This window comes from Corynebacterium sp. MSK297 (assembly GCF_030232885.1).
GTDB lineage: Bacteria > Actinomycetota > Actinomycetes > Mycobacteriales > Mycobacteriaceae > Corynebacterium.
In genome coordinates, this window is sequence record NZ_JASPGD010000016.1 from 1 (window position 1) to 17924 (window position 17924).

A 17924-nucleotide genomic window follows, 5' to 3' on the forward strand; every position below is an offset into this window, starting at 1 on the left:
GTTTGTTGAGTGTTGGAAGAAAGAAAATCTCGAGGTTACCAGTTAAGGTCACTGGTCCGATATTCCAGCCCACTCCATTGATTTCTTTATTTTTCATATTCCGATTCTTCCCTAGTGAACTGCTTTACACGAAAGCTACCAAAAACACGGATCAGAACTTAATGTCTTCCTGTCCATGGAGCCCTTGAATGTTATCCAGGCTACAGCAGAAAGATCAAGTCTGCATAGGTGGTGTATGAGTTCTTTCAAATCGTCGGTGATCTGTTAGCAAAGATCGGGTCCGGCACGGGCCTGAGTGTGGTTGGTCATTAGGCTGCAATCCCCTTGCCTGCCGGGGTGGTGGTGTCGGCGTCGATGACATTGGTTGTGATCAACGCCTTGGTGTGCTCTAGGCTTGTCAACGACATGTAACGTTTCTGCTGAATTCACTCATCATGCTGCTCGGCAAGGATCGGGCCCGACTAATCGAATCACAGTATCGGGTTGTTGGAAGATCGTGTGGAACATCGCCAATAATGTCGGCCACTAGGTCTTCGGCACCATGAACGAGAGGTTCTTAGCGAAGTGAGTGCGCCACCGCTGCCAGGAGGCATTGGGCACAACATCAAACACCGCTGCTTGAATGCTGAAGTGAGCATCATCTGTCACCAGGTAGACATCGCAGGCTTGGGCTAGTCCATGGTTCTTGGCCTGGGATATGCCCCGATGCGCTCGACTGGTTGGGATGCTTCCGGGCGTAGTCGAGCTGTTGTTCCATGCTGTAGGCAAAAACACTATCGCCAGGTAAGGTCGGACGGTCATCTACAGCAAACAGTGCTGCGACTGTCTCAATAATCTTAACCGCCAGGCACTGGAAAACAGACAGCAAGATTCACGAGCGAGGAAATGCCGGCCAGGACGTGACAGGTTGGCGGTGATGGTGACGTCGGGAACGGCTATAACGTCAGGCAGAACTAGACAGGGACAAGGCGACAGCAGTCGCCGCGTCAGCCCGAAGAAGAGAATGAAATCACGAATAGTAAGAGTGAAAGAAAAAACCGCACGAACCAGACAGCTAGGAACGTGCGACTAAAGAGAAAAGAAAGACGCTAAGGCATGCCAGACAACCTTCACCATTACGGCAAGCCCCTGCGGATAGCTGCTGCTACAGGAATTAACCTAATTTTCCAGAGCACCGCCATCCCCACGGCTAAGTCCATAGTCTTCGAGCTGAGTTCAGCCACCAGTGTTTACTTTCCCGAGCGGGGGCCACTAACCAATCGACGGGCAAATACAAATGCTAGGGGTAATGGGAAGAGCGCATAGACCAAAATCCTAAGACATATATCTACTTCTTCTAATCCTATAGTATGCGCAAGCCCACTATCATCTAATAAGATTTCAGAAAAACCCCAAATAATAATTTGAGTCAAAAGCCAAATTATTAGCGTCGCCAGGAGGAGTTTCAACCATTTCATTTACGGGCCGCAATTTCCCCGTGCTGAAACCGTCTTAATTTCATTAGAACCAACTTTCCATTGATAGCAAGTCCCATCATTAATATTCCTTAGGTTGTCAAGGGCTGTCTTTAGCGACCACAAAGCTCCACAAAGCTACTGTAGATCCTACCGTAAGGCAAAGAAGTCCTGCGATTGCCACAACCATAGGGTGACGTAGGTTACCAACTTTTGCACAGCCATATCCCGCTGCTAACGCAAGAGAACCTGTGCCGGCGGCTTTCAATGCACGAAGTTCGCCCCCGTACCAGTTTTAATAAACTTCCCACCCGTAGATGATCCGTGTATCCAGTGGTCGGTGGCGGTAGCCGTTGCGGTGGTTGAGGTGGTTGTCGCTGGTAGTGCCGTAGCAAGCGCCGCAGACAGTATCGGGGTGGGCAGATAGAATTTTTTGATGAAATCACCGAGCATCTGAGGCATCAGATCGGGTGATGCCTGGGTGAGTAGCTCTTCGAGATACGCGGTCGGGTCGATAGACTAAAGTGCCAGTGGCTATTATGGGGCTCGTCCTTTCGACGATAGGTAGAAGTTGATTCGAAAGGTACCCATGATGGTCGCCCTATTTGTCCTCGGGCCTATCACAGGAACTAACTCGTACACCACACTAACGGACGCAACCGCAATGGACGCAGGCCGCTCGTCGCGAAGGACGTGTTGTGGAATCAATGCCCGAGGACCTTACTGCAGAAAACGCACGGTTGCGTCGAGAAAATCACCAGCTTCGCGACACCAACGAGCTGTTGAAAGCCGCCTCAGCTTTTTCGCCTCATGACTCGACCCACATCGTTAAGAAATGATCCGATTTATCGATGAGTATCGGAATCGTTTCACTGCCCGAGTTTATCTGCCAGACGTTCAACAATCACCGTGAAGGCGTTTTTATCACCTCGCGTGGGTACCGCCTATCCAAGGCGCGCGGGCTTAAGTGCTCGTCGCCTTCGCGACGCCGCCCTTGTAGAGCATTTCCGCGAGGTTCACGCTGACAATTACAGCGTCTACGGGGTGCGGAAGATGTGGCGCGTGCTGCGCCGCGAAGGAATCGACATTGAGCGTGAGCAAACTTACACGGCTGATGCGCAGTGCTAGTCTGTCCGGCAAGGGCAACCGAGGAGCACCAATCACAACCCGTAAGCCCAAGGGCCCGGATCTTCGCCCTGACTTGGTCAATCGTGAGTTTAAGGTCCCTGGCCCCAATCGGCTGCGGGTGGGGCGGTATTACCTACGTGCGCACCAGGAAAGGGTTCGTATACACAGCTTTTGTCACTGATGCGTTCTCCCGGAGGATTGTCGGCTGGACGTTGTCGGATTCGATGCGCACTTCAGGCGCTGCCGTTGCAAGCACTCAATCAGGCGATCTAAGTGTGCTAAGGAAACAACGGGCTTGATTCACCATTCAGGCCACGGCTCACAATATATGAGCATCGTCTACAACCAGCGCTTGGCCGAACACGGAATTACTGCGTCTACCGGCACTATTGGGGATTCCTACGACAATGCCTTGGCCGAGAACGTCAACGGCCCCTCACAAGAACGAACTGATCCATGCCCGTACGTGGAGCGATGTTGTGGATGTGGAAATCGCGACGTTCGAGTGGGTGAATTGGTGGAACGAATCACCGCTCCACCAGAGCCTGGGCTAGCGCATGCCGGCTGAAGTCGAAGCCGAATTTTGGGAACATCACCCCAGTCGAGAAATAATGGAAATCAAGGCAGATGCCTAGGAACAAAACCCAGGGAACTTCGACGTGGCTTCTATAAAACGCCAACTAAAATAAGGTAAAAGTTAAATGAAAGACTACGGTAGATACGATTCAGTTGGGGAGCCGAAGTGGGATTTCCGAAGCTCCGTTGAGGTTCCGTTCCCGTCTATTTTTCCCTATGATATTGATGACGCCGACTGTCTCGCAACGCTTAGCCGGAGCTACTTGTATATAATAGAGGTGCGGATGCCTTCCTCTATTTTTCCGCCACTGGGCAATAATAGCGACTGTACATGGCAAGAGGTGGGAGCGGTTCTCAATCGACCAGTTCTCCCCGCACATTCTTTCCGACATGCTTTCGGGAACATGAGTGAAACTCAATTCCAAAATGAGATCCTTGGTAATGTGTCATGGCCTGCCGACACGAACCTCATGCTTGTGTGGTACCCCCTTCGCGCTGAACTTGGGGAGCCTGAATATTGCTGGTACTTCCCGGAGGGCTACGAGATGGGTGACTATTTTGAACGGGAGCTAAACGGATGGAAGTATGTAGTTGGCTCACTGATTGAGGAGACTCAAAGTGAGGCCGAGGGTCTCGTTATGGCTACCGCAGCATGGCATTCGGATTTGTGGCTTATTTTTTTAAATAAGTGCAACACGCGGGTCATTGTTACCTTGAACAACCGCGATCAAGCGCGGCGAATACTAGAGAACAATGACATTGAAACGTGTTTACTCTGGGGAACCTTCTAACACTCCTCGAATCATATTCGGAATCCGGCTCTCGCCGGTCAAATTCTGCCACCAAACACGCACAGTCATACAAAGAAACTCAAGCCCCGCCTAGGGCCAGCTTCTCTACAGACAGAGAATCCCCACGACAAATCCCGAAGTCAGGATAACTTAACCTGACATTAGACGATGGCTGCTATTCCAACCCTTGCACCCTTATTTGTATGGTCATGGTAGGTAGTTTTCAACTCAGTCATCGAATGAAGCTCGTAGCCGAGCCAACATTCCTTTACTCCACAAACTTACGCTTCTTATTTTTCCACATCTTTAGCTGCATTACGCTTAACTACATGTTTGTCCACATACCACATCAAGTATCCCGATGAAAAACTATGCCGAGAATAGCAAGTACAGCAAGCATGACTCTCCTCCACCATTCCAAATTCGTGATTACAGTGCGTACGATATCACAGCACAAAGCCACGCACCGATTTTTCCTATCGCGGATGTAGAATACCGCGCCCGCTTATGACTCCAGAGTGAAATATTTATCCCGCTAAGCACAACCGCGATAGCGGTGGCCAGAAGAAATAATGCGCCAACAAGAAACGGAAAACCAGCACCGCGCAGTGAAAAACGTGACACCATGTAATATATGGCACAAACAGTACCCGCACGTGGCCTACAACGGGGAGAACGCAACTACCGGCTAGCCACCGTCGCGGTCTTGGCAGCGGGGCTGGCCGTATTCAATGGGCTGTATGTCACCCAGGCTATGCTGCCTGCGCTTGTCGACGCCTTCGACACCACACCAACCGTCGCAGCGCTGACAGTCTCCGTCGCCACGGGAATGCTGGCAATCTGCGTGGTTCCGGCCTCCATCCTCTCGGAGCGCTTTGGCCGCAACCGGGTGTTGATCATCTCCGCCATCGCGGCCTCGCTTATCGGGCTGACGCTTCCGCTCGCGCACACCATCCACCAGCTCATCGCCTTGCGTTTGCTGCACGGTGCTTTCATCGCTGGTACGCCCGCGGTGGCCATGGCTTGGCTCGCGGAAGAACTCGACCACCGCTTCCTGGCCCGCGCCATGGGCGTCTACGTCGCGGGTAATTCCGTCGGTGGGCTCACCGGCCGGTTGATCCCGTCGATGCTGCTGGAAGTCACCGACTGGCGCGTAGCAATCCTCTGTGCATCCCTCCTAGCACTAGGCTTCGCCATCATCGTGGCGCTCACTCTGCCGCGCCAGCAGTTCTTCCAGCCGAAGGCCCTGCAGTTTCGCACCGAATACGAATCCATGGTCACGCACTGGAAAACCCCATCGCTGGCAGCCATGTTTCTCATTGCTTTTCTCGCCATGGGGGTGTTCGTTTCTTTGTATAACTTCCTGGCTTTCCGCCTGATCGACTATTTCGAGCTGTCCCCAGGCATCGTCGCACTAGCATTTTTGGCCTACCTCAGCGGCACTTATTCCGCTGCCCGGGCAGGTGTGCTGGCGGAAAGATTCTCCCGCGGCACAGTGCTGGTCGTTTCTACCAGCGCATTCATCATCGGGCTGCTACTTACCGCCACCCCGTGGCTGTGGCTTACCCTGACCGGATTGCTGATTTTTACCGCGTCCTTCTTCGCTGCCCATTCCATCGCTTCTGGCTGGGTGGGCGCCATCGCCGAGCACAACCGCGCCGAGGCATCCAGCATGTACGTGCTGTGCTACTACCTGGGCTCGTCGGTCGTCGGCGCGCTGGCCGGCTTGACTTTTACTGCCCTACCATGGTGGGGCTTCGTCGGCACGCTTGCACTGTTAGCTAGTGCAATGCTGGCGCTCGGGGTTTTCGCACACGCCAAAGAGCAAAGCAACGACGACGCCGCTTAGCTAAGCACCCGCCCGAGCCGCCCCGCGCATTCGTGGAACACCCGGCGCGCCCGCGCACAACCAATCCCGCACCACGCGGGTGGCCTGGCAATCGCCCTGGTTATAACCCAAAAGCTGCTCCCGACAGCGGATTGCCTCCGGCCCATCACCCACGGCTCTGCGCCGTGCATTCACCGATTGCTCACCATCGACATCCTCATCCGGCCAGGTATACCCCGCCGTCGCTGCCACCTGTTTCAGCCCCATGCCCGCGGTATCGGCCAAAAATTGCTTGGCATAGCGGAACACATCCACCCACTGCTCGGAAGCAATAAACGCGCTGACCTCCTCCATACTCGGAATACCTGGCTGGCCTGCAAAACGTCGCGCTGACATGCGCATCCAATGGTTTTCCCCATGCGCGGAGTAGCAATATGCCCGAAAGCTTTGGCCCGCCAATTCTGCTTGCCGACGCCGCTGGCACAGATATCCCCAGAACTTCGCGAAATTCCGGGCTTCTGCCGCCCCACCGAGCTCGTCCCAGGTGACAAACGGGTGATAATCCGCACCATCCCACACGCCCCACAAGTACGCGCCTTGGTCTAGGTAGGCTTCCATGTCGATGTCCAGCTCGACGTCGGCACGCGGTATCCGCATCTCTTCTGCTGGCCTGCGGGCTAGAAAGGCAATTCCACGCCGCCACGCATCCGCCAATTGGGCATAATCACCGGCCACAGCGGGATCTGCCCGGCGCAGCGCCTCCACGGTGGTGATCCCACGTTCGCGCAGGTGATCAGCCCGATCACCCGATAAAAACAGGCTGATATCGTCGGTGTCCTGCAATTCTTGTTCACAATAGACCCAAAACCGGCAGCTCGCACATTCTTTTCGACGCCGCGGCCCCTGCGGTAATTCCTCCGGCTGCACAGCAGCAAGCGCATTCGACAACCCGCGCTGGAACCGTTGGGTATCCATCAGAAAAATCCGGCGACGATCCTGCCCAATCAAACCACCACGCCCGGTAGCCAGCCCGAGTTCTTCGAGCGCACGTGCTGCCAAGCCCAACCGATAACCGTCAACAGAATGCTGACGCAGCGCAAATTCCTCGGTGATGGGTCGGCCCAGCCCGGCGCGGTGGGTGGGAAGAACAGCCACCGCACCACCAGCTTTTTCTCGCGCCACCCGGTGGTTGCTGACCATCACCGGAAGGTACGCGTTGTCCCCGGTGCGCACCAGAGCGTCGATGGAGACTTTCCACTCCACAGGCGCGTTGCCATCGTTGCCAGCCTGCCCGTTGTGCGGAATAGCAGCCCCGCTAGACATACCCATGCCTCCGGCGGTGTCCCCGGTTTCAGGGTTGCCCGTGGTTCCTGCCAGCACCGCACCGGTCACCAGATCCGGCTGCCAAGCCAGCGCTTCCAGCGTGTCGAACTCCCGGCGTTCCACCGCCACAGCATCACCAGCGGGCAGCGGACCTAAATCTATTCGCCGGAAATTCCGGCGGCGGCCGTCGCCAAGCGCGGGAGTTACCGGCAATAAAGCAGCCACCTCCGCCCGGGCATCGGCGCTGCGCAACGCACGTTCTTGCGCAGCTTCCGTCGCCGGGGTCTCGGGGTAACGGCGGGCTTGCACCAGGCGATAATGGCAGCCGACGAGGTCATGCGCTTCCACAAAATCCCGACGGCCGATCACAGGTGGTCAGCCTAGTCGAGACCACCAGGTATTGTTGAATCAGCAATAGGTAAAAATACGCAATTTTCAGCGAAGGTGAGCACACCATGGGCTTGATGAAGTCACTCCGTAAGCGCCGTAGCGATGCCAAAGCCGCCGTCAAAGCCGCCAAGGCACGCGCGAAGGCTGAGGTCAAAGCTGATTCGAAGGCACGCGCACGCCGCGAAAAGCTGCTGGCGAAGCAAAAACGCGCGATTATTAAAGATGAAAACAAGGGCTTGAAATCCAAGCGCAAACACCAGGAAAAAATGGCGAAGATGGAGCTGGACAAGCTGCAGACCGGCAAATTCAACGCCGATAACGTCAAGCGTTTCGCCGGTGCTTCCCGCGTGCTGCTGCCGCTGGCGCTGCCACTCATTTACCGCGGTATTACTGCTGCACAGGATCAGTTCAGCAAACGCACCGCACAGCGTTCTGGTGTCACCCCAGAACAGATGGCGCAGTTTAGCGGCCACGGTGCGGATTTGAAGGCGCGTATCCAGGGCATCCGCAATTCGCTGCAGGACACCAGCGTGAAGCCAGGATACAAGCGCGATATTAACGAGCGCTTGGACGAGCTAAAAGCAGCCGTCGACAACGCTGAGTTCATGACCGACCAGCAGCGTCGTCGCGCGCACCGCAGCGTCAGCAACGATATTGACTTAATCACCGAGGATATTCAGCGCAATATCGCCGAAGGGTAACGCGCGCTGTTAAAGCACTCCCTGCTCGCGGGCAGCGGCCACCGCCGAGGTCCGGGAGCGCACACCCAGCTTGTCGTAAATGTGTACCAGGTGTGACTTCACGGTGGCTTCCGACAACATCAGCTCGGTGCCGATGTCACGGTTTGACGAGCCCGAGGCCACCAGCTTCAGCACCTCCAGCTCACGCGGGGTCAGCGAGCTGCGCGGGGTGCGCACGCGCGTCATCAAACGATCCGCGACCACCGGCGACAGCGCAGAATCACCTTCTGCTGCTGAACGCACCGCAGCCAATAACTCCGCCGGCGGGGAGTCCTTCAACAGGTAGCCCACTGCCCCTGCCTCAATCGCACCGAGGATATCCGCATCTGTGTCATAATTCGTCACCACCAGTACCTTCGGTGGGTGCGGCACCGAGGTTTTAATCGTGCGCGTGGCTTCCGCCCCACCAGTTACTCGGTGGCCTTCCACACCAGCGCCAAAGCGCAGATCCATCAACAGCACGTCAATGCCACCAGCGTGTGCAGCAGAAATCGCAGCCTCGGCGGTAGCAACTTCGCCAACGACCTCAATATCTTCCGCGTCATCCAAAATTGCGCGCAACCCAAGGCGCACGATCTCGTGGTCGTCTGCCAGCAAGACTCTGATCATGGTGGATCAATTACCCCTTTTCTGACGGTTCCTTAGTTTAATCTTACTCCCCGGTTATTCCGTGCACGGCATCGTCACCGATACCGCGGTCCCGCGTCCAGGTTCGGTTTCAATCTCCATCTGCCCGCCTTGCTCGGCGGCCCGCTGCCGCATCGCGGCCAAGCCCACATGCCCCAACCCACTGGGGCGCTTGTCGACGTCGGCAAGATCAAAACCAGCACCATTATCCACCACGTCCAAACGCACCACGTCTTCGTCGTACGTCAGCGTAATGCGGGCCCGGCTGGCCCCCGCATGCTTAACGACGTTTCCGGTGGCTCCCTGCGCGATACGCAACAATGCGGCTTCAGTTTTCATCGGCAGCTGCCGCGCTGTACCGTCCACCTCGACATCGATGGTGATCTCGCTGGTATCCGACCAATTCTGCGCGACGCGCTCCAAAGCCTGCTGCAATGAGGTCTCGGCCAGAGTGGCCGGCTGCAGCGCGGCGATCATAGCCCGGGCTTCCTGTAGATTATCGGCGGCCACGGTGCGCGCAAGTTCAATGTGGTGGCGCGGCTGAGCAGTATCCACCGTCTGATCCCCCGCATGCGCGGCGTCGATGCGATCTAAACCACGGTCCGCCGCATGCAACAACATCTGAATGGAAGACAGCCCCTGTGCCAGGGTGTCGTGAATTTCGTGGGCGATGCGTTGCCGCTCGGCATTGACGCCCGCCTCGCGTTCAGATTCGGCCAATTGCTCGCGGGTCTCCACGAGCTCACTGATCAATTGGGCGCGTTGCCGACTGATGTGGGACAGCGTCGTAAAAGCGAAATAAATCGCGACAGTAACGATCGCCGAAACCGTCGGCCCCATGATGCCGCCCAGAGTAAGCCCCGACGGTATTTGCATGATCACCGTGATACTGGTGGCAAACATGACTGACACGATTCCGCGCACCCCGTCGAGCACCCGTAAGAACAAAAAGAAAATAGTAAAAGCCAGGTAAGCCCCCATCGGGGTAACGAACATGATGCCCATCCATACTGCCAGCAAACCAAAAAGCCAAAACAGTTGGACGCTTTCGTCTTTGTCATCCAAGTAGACAGACCCTGCGAAGTAAATCGCAGCAAAAGCTGTGTACAGAACCAGGTTTAGGCTGGCTTCCGGCAACGGCATGCGCAAGGATCCAGTCACACCGACAACCAACAATACGGCAGTCAGCACGTGGATGCCGTCCCCCAGCACGTCACGATCCGCGACCACATCAGCGATAGCGGCTTCTGCTTCGGCCTCGGAATCAGGCGTGACCGCAACCGGGCGAGCCACTAGTTCATCGGCGGCGGCCGCGGCGTCAGCATCACCATTGGTCCCACCGTTAAGACCACCGTTTTTTGCAACAAGTTCCTGGCTGCTCATGCCCACAGCTTACCCAGTGTCCCTGGATGGTTAGACTTTAAAATAGCCGGTATGCTCTGCCCGATTTCCGGCAAACAGGATCCTCTTCGGAAGGAAACGCGCTCTTTCTATGGAAGCTATCTATAACGTGTTCATGTATCCCGTTTCGGCGGTGATGAAGCTATGGCACCTGATTTTTCAGAATCTCTTTGGGCTGGAAGATTCTGTGTCGTGGCTGATCTCGATCCCGTTTCTGATCATCACTGTCCGCGGGCTCATCGCGCCGCTCTCATGGTATTCTGCCCGCTCCGGGCGCGCTATTGCATTGCTACGCCCGCACCTAAACGCCCTCAACAAACAGTACGCACAAGTATCCAACACCGACGGAGTGCGCGAATACCAAGAGAAAAAGCAAGCGTTGTATAACAAATACCGTTATAACCCGGTGATGGGGTGCATGCCGCCGTTGATCATGATTCCCGTCTTCATCGGTTTGTATCACTTGCTGTTATTGATGGCAAACCCATTGAAGGGTGGTTCCGGGGCGGATGGTGCTGCTGGCAGTTCAGGCGCGGGTTCTGGCATTATGCCGGCAGAACCAATCGGTTTATTGACTGCTTCGGAGGTCAGCGACTTCCGGCATACTGAGTTTTTGGGGATCCCGCTTCCCGTTTTCGCCTCGATGGGGCAAGACTTGGAGCACGCCTTCGGTATCACTACCGACGAAGTGATCTCCGGCATGATGCCAACGCTGCTGTTGGCCATTGCTTTTACCGCGATCAACCTAGCGATCAATACTGTCCGCGCGTTTTATACCACTGAATGGTCAAATGCGGTAGCTCGCCGGTTATTCAAGTTTCTGATCGTCATGTCGGTGGTTTTTCCGATCATGCTGTTTTTCTTGGCTTTTAATGTTCCGATCCCGTGGGCGGTGATCATTTACTGGTTTATCAATAGTTTGTGGACGCTCGTGCAATCGCTCATCATAGCTATCCTGGTCCGGATACTCTATCCCTTACAGGAAGAACATCACGAAGCCCGGCGCGAATCACATCGAACATTCCGACAACGCAAGCGCAACATTTTTGCCAGAAAACAAGTGCGCAGGCGGGAAGATAAAAGAGCCCGACGAGAGCCTGCATATGCGCAGAAACTGGCGGCTTACCGGCAACAACTCCAACGTCGAGAAAAAATGGAACGCGCAAACAGAAAACTTCTATATAAAAAGCGGCAGCGCGCGCGTCAAGAAGTTGCACGCCAGCGTCGGGCCGAAAAAGCCCAAAAGAAAAGCGGCAATCCACACCCGACTGAAAACTTTGGAGCTCAAGGAGACCGCAAATAATTCACCGCGATACTGACTGCGACTAAATCGAATAATCTGCGGGGGGCGCTGCCAACATCTGGCGTGCTAAATCCCGCGCGGTCACCAGCGGGTTGATACTGCGGGTCAAGCGCGCACCAGCAAGCCCGCCGTCCAGGAAGATCAACAGCTGCGAGGCTTGAGTCGCTGACGGATAACCGTTTTTCTCGTTCAACAGCGCGGTCATGGTGTCGTGTACCCAGCTGCGGTGGTTCATGCACGCAGAGATGATTTGCCGTTCCGAGTCGGTCTCTGGCTTCGGGTATTCGTTGGCGGCGTTGAGGAAGTGCGAGCCACGGAAGTCTTTTTCTGGCTCGTCGTCAATGGCTTTATCGAAAAACGCCAAGATTTTTTCTTCCACGTTGGTCATGTCCGCGGTGCGCTGTTGCCAGTCGTGGCGGAAGTCTTCATCAAGTTTCTCGATATAGGCAGTAACCAGAGCGTCTTTGGAACCAAATAAGGAATACAGCGAGGCTTTGGCCACGTCTGCATCACGCAGAATTCGGTCAATGCCGATGACCCGGATGCCTTCGGTGTCGAAAAGTTTGGTGGCAGAGTTGAGCAACCGAGTGCGGGGACTCGGGCGGTTCTGGCGACGGCTAGCCGTCGTCTTTTTCTTGGCGGTGCTCACTCCGGCTCCTTCCTGTTCTCGGCCGCATGCGCTATCACGCAACGCATCTGTACTAGTCGGTCTACATACAATATAGACCACCCGGTTCAGTAGATGCGTACTGGGAAGAGTTTTTGTATTCAACATCTCGTGTCCCGTGGGATGGTATTCGGGCCGTATCCAAAGCTTTCTCCCTGGCTATTTCTCCCTGACTATTTCAGGCTGGTGTGCCAGAAGCATCGAATTAAAAAAGCCAGCCGGTAAAAACCGACTGGCTTAATCAACTGCGTCTGCAGTGTTATTTCTTGATCGCGTTCAGAAGCGACAGCAGGATCACGGATCCCAGAACTGCTGTGAGCAAACTGAACCAGAAGCCACCACTGGCGACATCAACTCCGATCATGCTGAGCAGCCATCCACCAAGCACACCGCCGACAACGCCGACGATGATGTTTCCGAAGAAACCTTGGCTCGAATCTTTAATCTTGCCAGCGATCCATCCTGCCAGACCACCGATGATGATCCAGGCGATAATTCCGAGACTTAGGGTTTCCATTTTTACTCCGATTCTGGGCGAACAACCATCATTGGGCACGGAGCAGATTGCAACAGTGCACGGGAGGTAGATCCTAGCAGCATTCCCTTAAAACCGCCACGTCCGTGCGAACCAGTGACCAGCAGCTGCGCGTTTTCCGCGTTTTCTGCTAGTGCGCGCACTGGGCGGTCCCGGGTCACGATCTTTTTCACTGGTACTTCTGGGTACTTCTCAGCCAAAGCGGACAGGCGCTCGTCCATCATCTGCTTTTGTTCTTTTTCAGTTTGTTCCCATTCCTTCTGCGCAGCCGTCAAACCAGCCAGCGATGCCTGCACCTGCATATCCATCCACGTGTTTACAGCAATCAGCTCGGAGCCACGTGCATGCGCTTCCGCGAAAGCGTATTCGGTAGCTTTCTGGGAAACATCGGAACCATCCACGCCGACGACGACTGGGCCGTACTTAGATGATTCGGTAACTCCGGAATCCTCGCGCACCACCACAACTGGGCAGGTGGAGTGTGAGACGACGGCGGCGGAGACAGAGCCCATCACCATGCCGGACAAGCCGCCCAAACCGCGGGATCCCAACACGATCATGGTGACGTCGTTGGACATTTCTAGCAGCATGTCGATTGGCGAGCCTTCGGCCACGGTGTGTCCGATTTTCAGGTCGGGTGTTACTTCGTGAGCAATTTTCCGTGCGGCTTCAATTTTTTCTAAAGTCTCGTTCTGCAGCTCGTCGTAAAGTTCCTTCGGTGGAACCATCCCCTCTGCATACAAGAACTGCGGCATCGTGTAGCTCGAAGCCAAGCGCAACGGAATTTCACGTTTCGCTGCCGTGTTGGCAGCCCAACGCACTGCCTCGTTGGAGGCGTCGGATCCGTCTACTGCCACAACAATGATATCTTCTTTGGACATTGCAACCGCCCTTTCTCCAGGTTGTTTTCAGCCATAACTGGTGAATACCTCTGACCGAACCTGATATGAGCAAATCCGGCGAAAATATCCCTTCCACCACCCAGTATAACCGCGATCACTATGCCTGTCTGCAGCTTCGGCGCGAATCATGAGTGCACACAACGCCTTTTCCGTGCTTGTCATCGCGGAACAACCAGCTTGCCATCACGACAAAACTAAAGCCCGCTAGACGGCTAAACCAGCAAAGGCATAGGAGTAGCGGAGAAAACTTTTAGCTGTGTGCGGCTTCGGAGTTAGCTGGGTAGAAGAATTGGAAGATGTCGTGGAACACACGCGAGATGGTGGCAAACAGCTCAGAGGCGAAGAGGTTGGTAATTGGTTCCAAGAATGAGTTCAAATCCATAACGATATAATAAACGTTATGCGCCGAAAGTCCAGCCCGTTGCCCATTAAAGATGGACTCAACCCGACGCGTATCCGTATTCAAGGCGCCCCTCCAACCGGAATGCGAGCCGCCGATGCTGTCGCTGAAGTCATTTTTTCCCAGCGCCACCGCCACCCCAATGACAATTGGGACGCAATTTACCAGCGCTTTCACGACAATGAGGTCGTACGCCATAACGGCACCCCGCTTTCCCCAGAGGAGCTGTTGCCGGAAAACTGCGAGCTCTTCTTCTACAAAACACCAGCCCCAGAAGTTACGGTCCCCTACCAACTGCCCATCATTCATCGCGACGATGACCTGCTGGTCGTACACAAGCCTCCATTCATGGCGACAATGCCGCGTGCCCGCCACATTGTGCAGACTGCCACCGTGCAGCTGCGCCGACTCACCGGTATTCCGGATCTCTCGCCTGCCCACCGCCTAGACCGCCTGACCTCCGGATTGGTGTTGTTTACCACCCGCCCAGAGCTGCGCGGACCGTATCAGACTTTGTTTGCCCAGCGGCAGGTATCCAAAGTGTACGAAGCCATCGCGCCCTATGATTCTCACCTGGCGCAGTCGCTTGCCGACGGTCGGCTTACGTGGCGCTCGCGCCTGGAGAAAAACCCTGGTGAACTGCAAGGTCGCTTCATCGACGGCGAACCCAACGCCATCACCCACGTGGAAACTATTACCCGGTGCAGCACGGCAGAACAAGAGGAGCTGGAAAAAATCCACGGCAAGCAACCGCCGCTCGCGCACTACCGGCTCGCGCCAGTCACCGGAAAAACCCACCAACTGCGCCTACACATGTGGGCGGCAGCGGTTCCGATTCTGGGGGATCCGGTGTATCCGCGGATATATGCAGAGGACGAAGAAGACTTTGCGGTGCCCATGCACCTGATCGCCCGGGAAATCTCATTCACAGATCCACTGAGCGGCGCGCACCGCAGCTTCCGTACCCCGCTTTCCGTATCAGATACTTTCGAGGGCACTGCCTAGTGTTTTGATCGTCGTCGTTTGATCATCGTCGTTTGATCGTCACGCTAGCCCGCTATTGCTATTCAGCACTTCGTCAGCACGCATCGGGCGGGAATCCGTGCGTCCATCGATGCGCTTGAGCACGTTTTCGGCAGAAATTAAGCACATCGGTACGCCTACTCCTGGCGTTACCGTCGCACCGGCGTAATACAGGTTAGTGAGCTTTGCCGATTGATTCTGCGGGCGAAACATCGCTGACTGCCCCAATGTGTGCGCCGGCCCCAGTGCACCGCCACGCCACGCATGAAAATCTGCCGCAAAATCCGCAGGCCCTAAAGTGTGTCGTGCAATGATCCGCTCGGACAGATCATTGATCCCGGTGTATTCCGCGATTCTATCCAGGGCCTTGTCGACGATGGCCGTCACAGCCGGTGATTCCTGTTGACAATGACGCCCTGCGCTATCTCCAGCACAGCCATCGAAGCTGTCGACGCTATCGAGCGTGTGAGGCGGATACCCAGTACCGTGCCCGATGCCGACGTCGGCAGCTGTGGGAACAAGCACAAAGAGATTTTCGCAACCAGCGGGAGCGACCGTGTCATCTGTGGCAGAAGGTTTACAGACATAAATTGACGACGACATTTTGTCTGCCGCTAAAGCGCCCGATGCGGAGAACACGCTGTCGAAATCTCTTTGCCAATGCTGCGATAGCAGCAAAGTGTGGTGGTTCAACTGCGGAATTTTCCCACGCACCCCCAGCATCACCAGAACCGTGCCTATGCCCGGGTCCTTCTTCGCAAAATAAGTCGCTGGGTAGCTCTGGTATTGCCTCGGCACCAACGAAGTTTCAGTGTGGTGCAGATCCGCTGTAGATACCACCACATCCGGGTGATACACCTTCGTCCCATCATCCGTGTGCACGCTCACCGTTGTGATGCGGGCGCCCCGTCCGGCTACCCCGGAACAATGTAGATTGGTTGCCTCCGCACCGAATTCAATCCGTACCCCATGCTCCCGTGCAAGCATTTCGATGGCATCCACGATCGCACGAAAACCACCTGCAGGATACTGCACGCCTAGCTGCAAATCCGTGTGACTCATCAGGTGGTACATACTGGGCGCAGTCCGTGGTTGCGTCGACAAGAATACTGCCGGATATTGCAAGATTTTTTGCAGTCGATGGTCCCGGAACTGCTTGTCGACGAAACGTTGGAGGGGTTCACACAGAAACCGAACGAGGCTCCAGGCCTTTCCGAGCACGCTAGTTGTCATCAATGGACGAGGGGAGGCAAACGTCGTGTACAAAAACCGCTCTAGGGCTATGGTGTAGACCAAGTGAGCTGATTCAAGATAGGCAGATAGCTTTGCCCCTGCGCCGGGTTCTATGGATTCAAAAAGCGCTGTGACCTTGTGCGCACCAAAGGGAATATCAAGATATTCATTGGGTCCGGTGTACATCCGATACGCTGGATCCAGGGTATGTAATTCGAGCTGCTCTGCCACAGTTGTGCCCATGAGCTGGAAAAACTGCTCATATGCATCCGGCATGAGATACCACGATGGCCCGGTTTCGAAGCAGAAGCCACCATCCGTTATCTCACCGACCCGGCCGCCGGTGGTCCGGTTCTTCTCTACCACGGTAACGTCGAACCCGCGGCGAGCAAGCAGCGCGGCACTAGCAAGACCTGTAATACCCGCACCGATAACCAGAGCCTGTTTTTTCATGAGGTTTACTTTCTCTGCAGTGTTTGTTGCATTTTTTGGTGTAGCGCACCATAACCAGATTCTGCAATACATTGGGCAAGCACGCTTGCTTTAGTCAGCTTCGATACGGACAAACGCGCTCGTTCGTCCGAATTCCCTAATACGGCCGCAGGGCTCTCCGCTAGTTGTTGGGCCAGTTGACGGTAGATCCGTAACGCTGCGCGGACGGCGGGTTGCACACTGCTGGGAAGAAACTTAAGCGCATCCTCCGCGAAAGCGAAATCAGAATATATTTGTTGAATTATGCGTTCGTAGGCTTCGTTAGCCGAACCCGTCGCTAACTCTGGGTAATAATATCGACCCCGGCTAGTGACATCATCAGTGTAATCGCGAAGAAAATTAGCTTTTTGGAAGCCCGCACCAAGGCGTTTGGCCCCGTGTTGCAACCGTTGCCAAGTTTCAGAATCAGGCTTGGGATATTGTTGGAAAAATATCTCGAGGCAGAGCAGACCAATGACTTCCGCGGAGCCGTAAATATAATCAGCCAATTCAGGCTCCGTGTAGCTGTCTTTGCGGAGATCCATCCGCATCGATCGAAAAAATGCCTTAACGTACTCCTTGCTTAACCCGCAGCGACGTGCGGTGTTTGCGTAGCCGTGCAGGATGAGATCTGTATGAAAACGATGCTTCGGTGCTTCTAAAACGAGCTTCTCGTAGTTATCCAGCGCTGTACTCAGCGATCCGTGGGCTGCTTGTCCTGCAGTGCCGTCTACAATTTCGTCGGCGATGCGGACGACGGCGTAGATATTTCTGATATCTTGGCGTATCTGTCTGGGGTACAGGCACGTGGCTGCGTGAAAGCTGCTCGAGTAGCTTTTAATTACTTCTGTTGTAGCATTGTTAGCCAGTCGATCGTAGTGACGAAGAGATTCGTTATGGTGAGCTGATCCCATAACAATGCCTCCTTGACCCCTGGACGGCTTATGCGCTGTTTTAGGGTATATGTACATATAGAAAATGGGTCTGCCAGTCGTGTCTGTTGCGTCGCACCCAACAAAAGAGCGCACACAACAAAACACAACCAACAGACCCACACATGAAATTATTAGTGTCGGCAGCAACCTACTCTCCCACACCCTCCCGAGTGCAGTACCATCAGCGCGACGCAGGC

16 protein-coding genes and 2 pseudogenes are annotated in these 17924 nt (G+C 55.0%); 7 read left to right on the plus strand and 11 right to left on the minus strand.

Going from position 1 to position 17924, the window contains the following annotated elements; genetic code table 11:
- Positions 1 to 308 precede the first annotated feature (308 nt).
- Together QP888_RS10620 and QP888_RS10625 are read right to left on the minus strand one after the other, a co-directional pair.
- A pseudogene (locus QP888_RS10620) lies at positions 309 to 660 on the minus strand (transposase); the annotation flags it as partial.
- A gap of 1113 nt (positions 661 to 1773) precedes the next feature.
- A pseudogene (locus QP888_RS10625) lies at positions 1774 to 1916 on the minus strand (IS256 family transposase); the annotation flags it as partial.
- 471 nt (positions 1917 to 2387) lie between these two features.
- Here QP888_RS10625 and QP888_RS11210 point away from each other — a divergent pair.
- The 4 genes from QP888_RS11210 (at position 2388) to QP888_RS10640 (ending at position 5798) form a co-directional block, all read left to right on the plus strand.
- Positions 2388 to 2582: an IS3 family transposase gene (locus tag QP888_RS11210; protein ID WP_350338247.1), complete on the plus strand. Its 195-nt coding sequence runs from the start codon at positions 2388 to 2390 to the stop codon at positions 2580 to 2582.
- A 295-nt stretch (positions 2583 to 2877) separates the two neighbouring features.
- Positions 2878 to 3150 carry a hypothetical protein gene (locus QP888_RS10630; protein ID WP_284813538.1) on the plus strand — a complete coding sequence of 91 codons (273 nt, stop codon included), beginning with the start codon at positions 2878 to 2880 and terminating at the stop codon, positions 3148 to 3150.
- Positions 3151 to 3562: 412 nt separating this feature from the next.
- On the plus strand, positions 3563 to 3949 hold the full coding sequence (locus tag QP888_RS10635; protein WP_284813539.1) for a hypothetical protein: 387 nt from the start codon (positions 3563 to 3565) through the stop codon (positions 3947 to 3949).
- Between the two features lie 634 nt (positions 3950 to 4583).
- A complete protein-coding gene (locus QP888_RS10640) occupies positions 4584 to 5798 on the plus strand; it encodes an MFS transporter (protein ID WP_284813540.1) in 1215 nt (404 codons plus the stop codon).
- Here the strand turns inward: QP888_RS10640 and QP888_RS10645 are convergent, their stop codons facing one another.
- Complete coding sequence (locus QP888_RS10645) at positions 5799 to 7469, minus strand: TM0106 family RecB-like putative nuclease (RefSeq protein WP_284813541.1); 1671 nt, start codon at positions 7467 to 7469, stop codon at positions 5799 to 5801.
- An 86-nt stretch (positions 7470 to 7555) separates the two neighbouring features.
- Between QP888_RS10645 and QP888_RS10650 the strand changes: the two genes are divergently transcribed.
- On the plus strand, positions 7556 to 8191 hold the full coding sequence (locus QP888_RS10650; RefSeq protein ID WP_284813542.1) for a DUF6474 family protein: 636 nt from the start codon (positions 7556 to 7558) through the stop codon (positions 8189 to 8191).
- Between the two features lie 9 nt (positions 8192 to 8200).
- On the opposite strand, the gene QP888_RS10655 is transcribed toward QP888_RS10650, so the two are convergent.
- Together QP888_RS10655 and QP888_RS10660 are read right to left on the minus strand one after the other, a co-directional pair.
- Positions 8201 to 8839 carry a LuxR C-terminal-related transcriptional regulator gene (locus QP888_RS10655; protein WP_284813543.1) on the minus strand — a complete coding sequence of 213 codons (639 nt, stop codon included), beginning with the start codon at positions 8837 to 8839 and terminating at the stop codon, positions 8201 to 8203.
- Positions 8840 to 8893: 54 nt separating this feature from the next.
- A complete protein-coding gene (locus QP888_RS10660; protein ID WP_284813544.1) occupies positions 8894 to 10240 on the minus strand; it encodes a sensor histidine kinase in 1347 nt (448 codons plus the stop codon).
- A 109-nt stretch (positions 10241 to 10349) separates the two neighbouring features.
- On the opposite strand from QP888_RS10660, the gene yidC reads away from it, so the two are divergent.
- Positions 10350 to 11561, plus strand: coding sequence for a membrane protein insertase YidC (yidC, locus tag QP888_RS10665; RefSeq protein WP_284813545.1), 1212 nt, complete (start codon positions 10350 to 10352; stop codon positions 11559 to 11561).
- Positions 11562 to 11583: 22 nt separating this feature from the next.
- On the opposite strand, the gene QP888_RS10670 is transcribed toward yidC, so the two are convergent.
- From QP888_RS10670 to QP888_RS10685, 4 genes are all read right to left on the minus strand, one after another.
- Positions 11584 to 12210, minus strand: coding sequence for a TetR/AcrR family transcriptional regulator (locus QP888_RS10670; RefSeq protein ID WP_284813546.1), 627 nt, complete (start codon positions 12208 to 12210; stop codon positions 11584 to 11586).
- A gap of 277 nt (positions 12211 to 12487) precedes the next feature.
- Positions 12488 to 12745 (minus strand): GlsB/YeaQ/YmgE family stress response membrane protein, encoded by a 258-nt coding sequence (locus QP888_RS10675; protein ID WP_284813547.1) that lies wholly within the window; start codon positions 12743 to 12745, stop codon positions 12488 to 12490.
- A gap of 2 nt (positions 12746 to 12747) precedes the next feature.
- Complete coding sequence (locus QP888_RS10680; RefSeq protein WP_284813548.1) at positions 12748 to 13644, minus strand: universal stress protein; 897 nt, start codon at positions 13642 to 13644, stop codon at positions 12748 to 12750.
- Between the two features lie 271 nt (positions 13645 to 13915).
- Positions 13916 to 14047 (minus strand): hypothetical protein, encoded by a 132-nt coding sequence (locus tag QP888_RS10685; protein ID WP_284813549.1) that lies wholly within the window; start codon positions 14045 to 14047, stop codon positions 13916 to 13918.
- A gap of 18 nt (positions 14048 to 14065) precedes the next feature.
- On the opposite strand from QP888_RS10685, the gene QP888_RS10690 reads away from it, so the two are divergent.
- The gene (locus tag QP888_RS10690) at positions 14066 to 15070 is read left to right on the plus strand and encodes a pseudouridine synthase (protein ID WP_284813550.1); all 1005 of its coding nucleotides are present in this window, start codon (positions 14066 to 14068) and stop codon (positions 15068 to 15070) included.
- Between the two features lie 39 nt (positions 15071 to 15109).
- Here QP888_RS10690 and crtI read toward each other — a convergent pair whose 3' ends face one another.
- A complete protein-coding gene (crtI, locus tag QP888_RS10695; RefSeq protein ID WP_284813551.1) occupies positions 15110 to 16774 on the minus strand; it encodes a phytoene desaturase family protein in 1665 nt (554 codons plus the stop codon).
- 5 nt (positions 16775 to 16779) lie between these two features.
- A complete protein-coding gene (locus tag QP888_RS10700) occupies positions 16780 to 17706 on the minus strand; it encodes a phytoene/squalene synthase family protein (protein WP_284813552.1) in 927 nt (308 codons plus the stop codon).
- Between the last annotated feature and the right edge of the window lie 218 nt (positions 17707 to 17924).

What these genes read in the sequence shown, in the direction of transcription:
- QP888_RS10635 (WP_284813539.1), top strand. Translation starts at nt 3,563, where the DNA reads ATGAGTGAAACTCAATTCCAAAATGAGATCCTTGGTAATGTGTCATGG.
- QP888_RS10640 (WP_284813540.1), top strand. Translation starts at nt 4,584, where the DNA reads ATGGCACAAACAGTACCCGCACGTGGCCTACAACGGGGAGAACGCAAC.
- QP888_RS10650 (WP_284813542.1), top strand. Translation starts at nt 7,556, where the DNA reads ATGGGCTTGATGAAGTCACTCCGTAAGCGCCGTAGCGATGCCAAAGCC.
- QP888_RS10655 (WP_284813543.1), bottom strand. Translation starts at nt 8,839, where the DNA reads ATGATCAGAGTCTTGCTGGCAGACGACCACGAGATCGTGCGCCTTGGG.
- QP888_RS10660 (WP_284813544.1), bottom strand. Translation starts at nt 10,240, where the DNA reads ATGAGCAGCCAGGAACTTGTTGCAAAAAACGGTGGTCTTAACGGTGGG.
- yidC (WP_284813545.1), top strand. Translation starts at nt 10,350, where the DNA reads ATGGAAGCTATCTATAACGTGTTCATGTATCCCGTTTCGGCGGTGATG.
- QP888_RS10675 (WP_284813547.1), bottom strand. Translation starts at nt 12,745, where the DNA reads ATGGAAACCCTAAGTCTCGGAATTATCGCCTGGATCATCATCGGTGGT.
- QP888_RS10680 (WP_284813548.1), bottom strand. Translation starts at nt 13,644, where the DNA reads ATGTCCAAAGAAGATATCATTGTTGTGGCAGTAGACGGATCCGACGCC.
- QP888_RS10685 (WP_284813549.1), bottom strand. Translation starts at nt 14,047, where the DNA reads ATGGATTTGAACTCATTCTTGGAACCAATTACCAACCTCTTCGCCTCT.
- QP888_RS10690 (WP_284813550.1), top strand. Translation starts at nt 14,066, where the DNA reads ATGCGCCGAAAGTCCAGCCCGTTGCCCATTAAAGATGGACTCAACCCG.
- crtI (WP_284813551.1), bottom strand. Translation starts at nt 16,774, where the DNA reads ATGAAAAAACAGGCTCTGGTTATCGGTGCGGGTATTACAGGTCTTGCT.
- QP888_RS10700 (WP_284813552.1), bottom strand. Translation starts at nt 17,706, where the DNA reads ATGGGATCAGCTCACCATAACGAATCTCTTCGTCACTACGATCGACTG.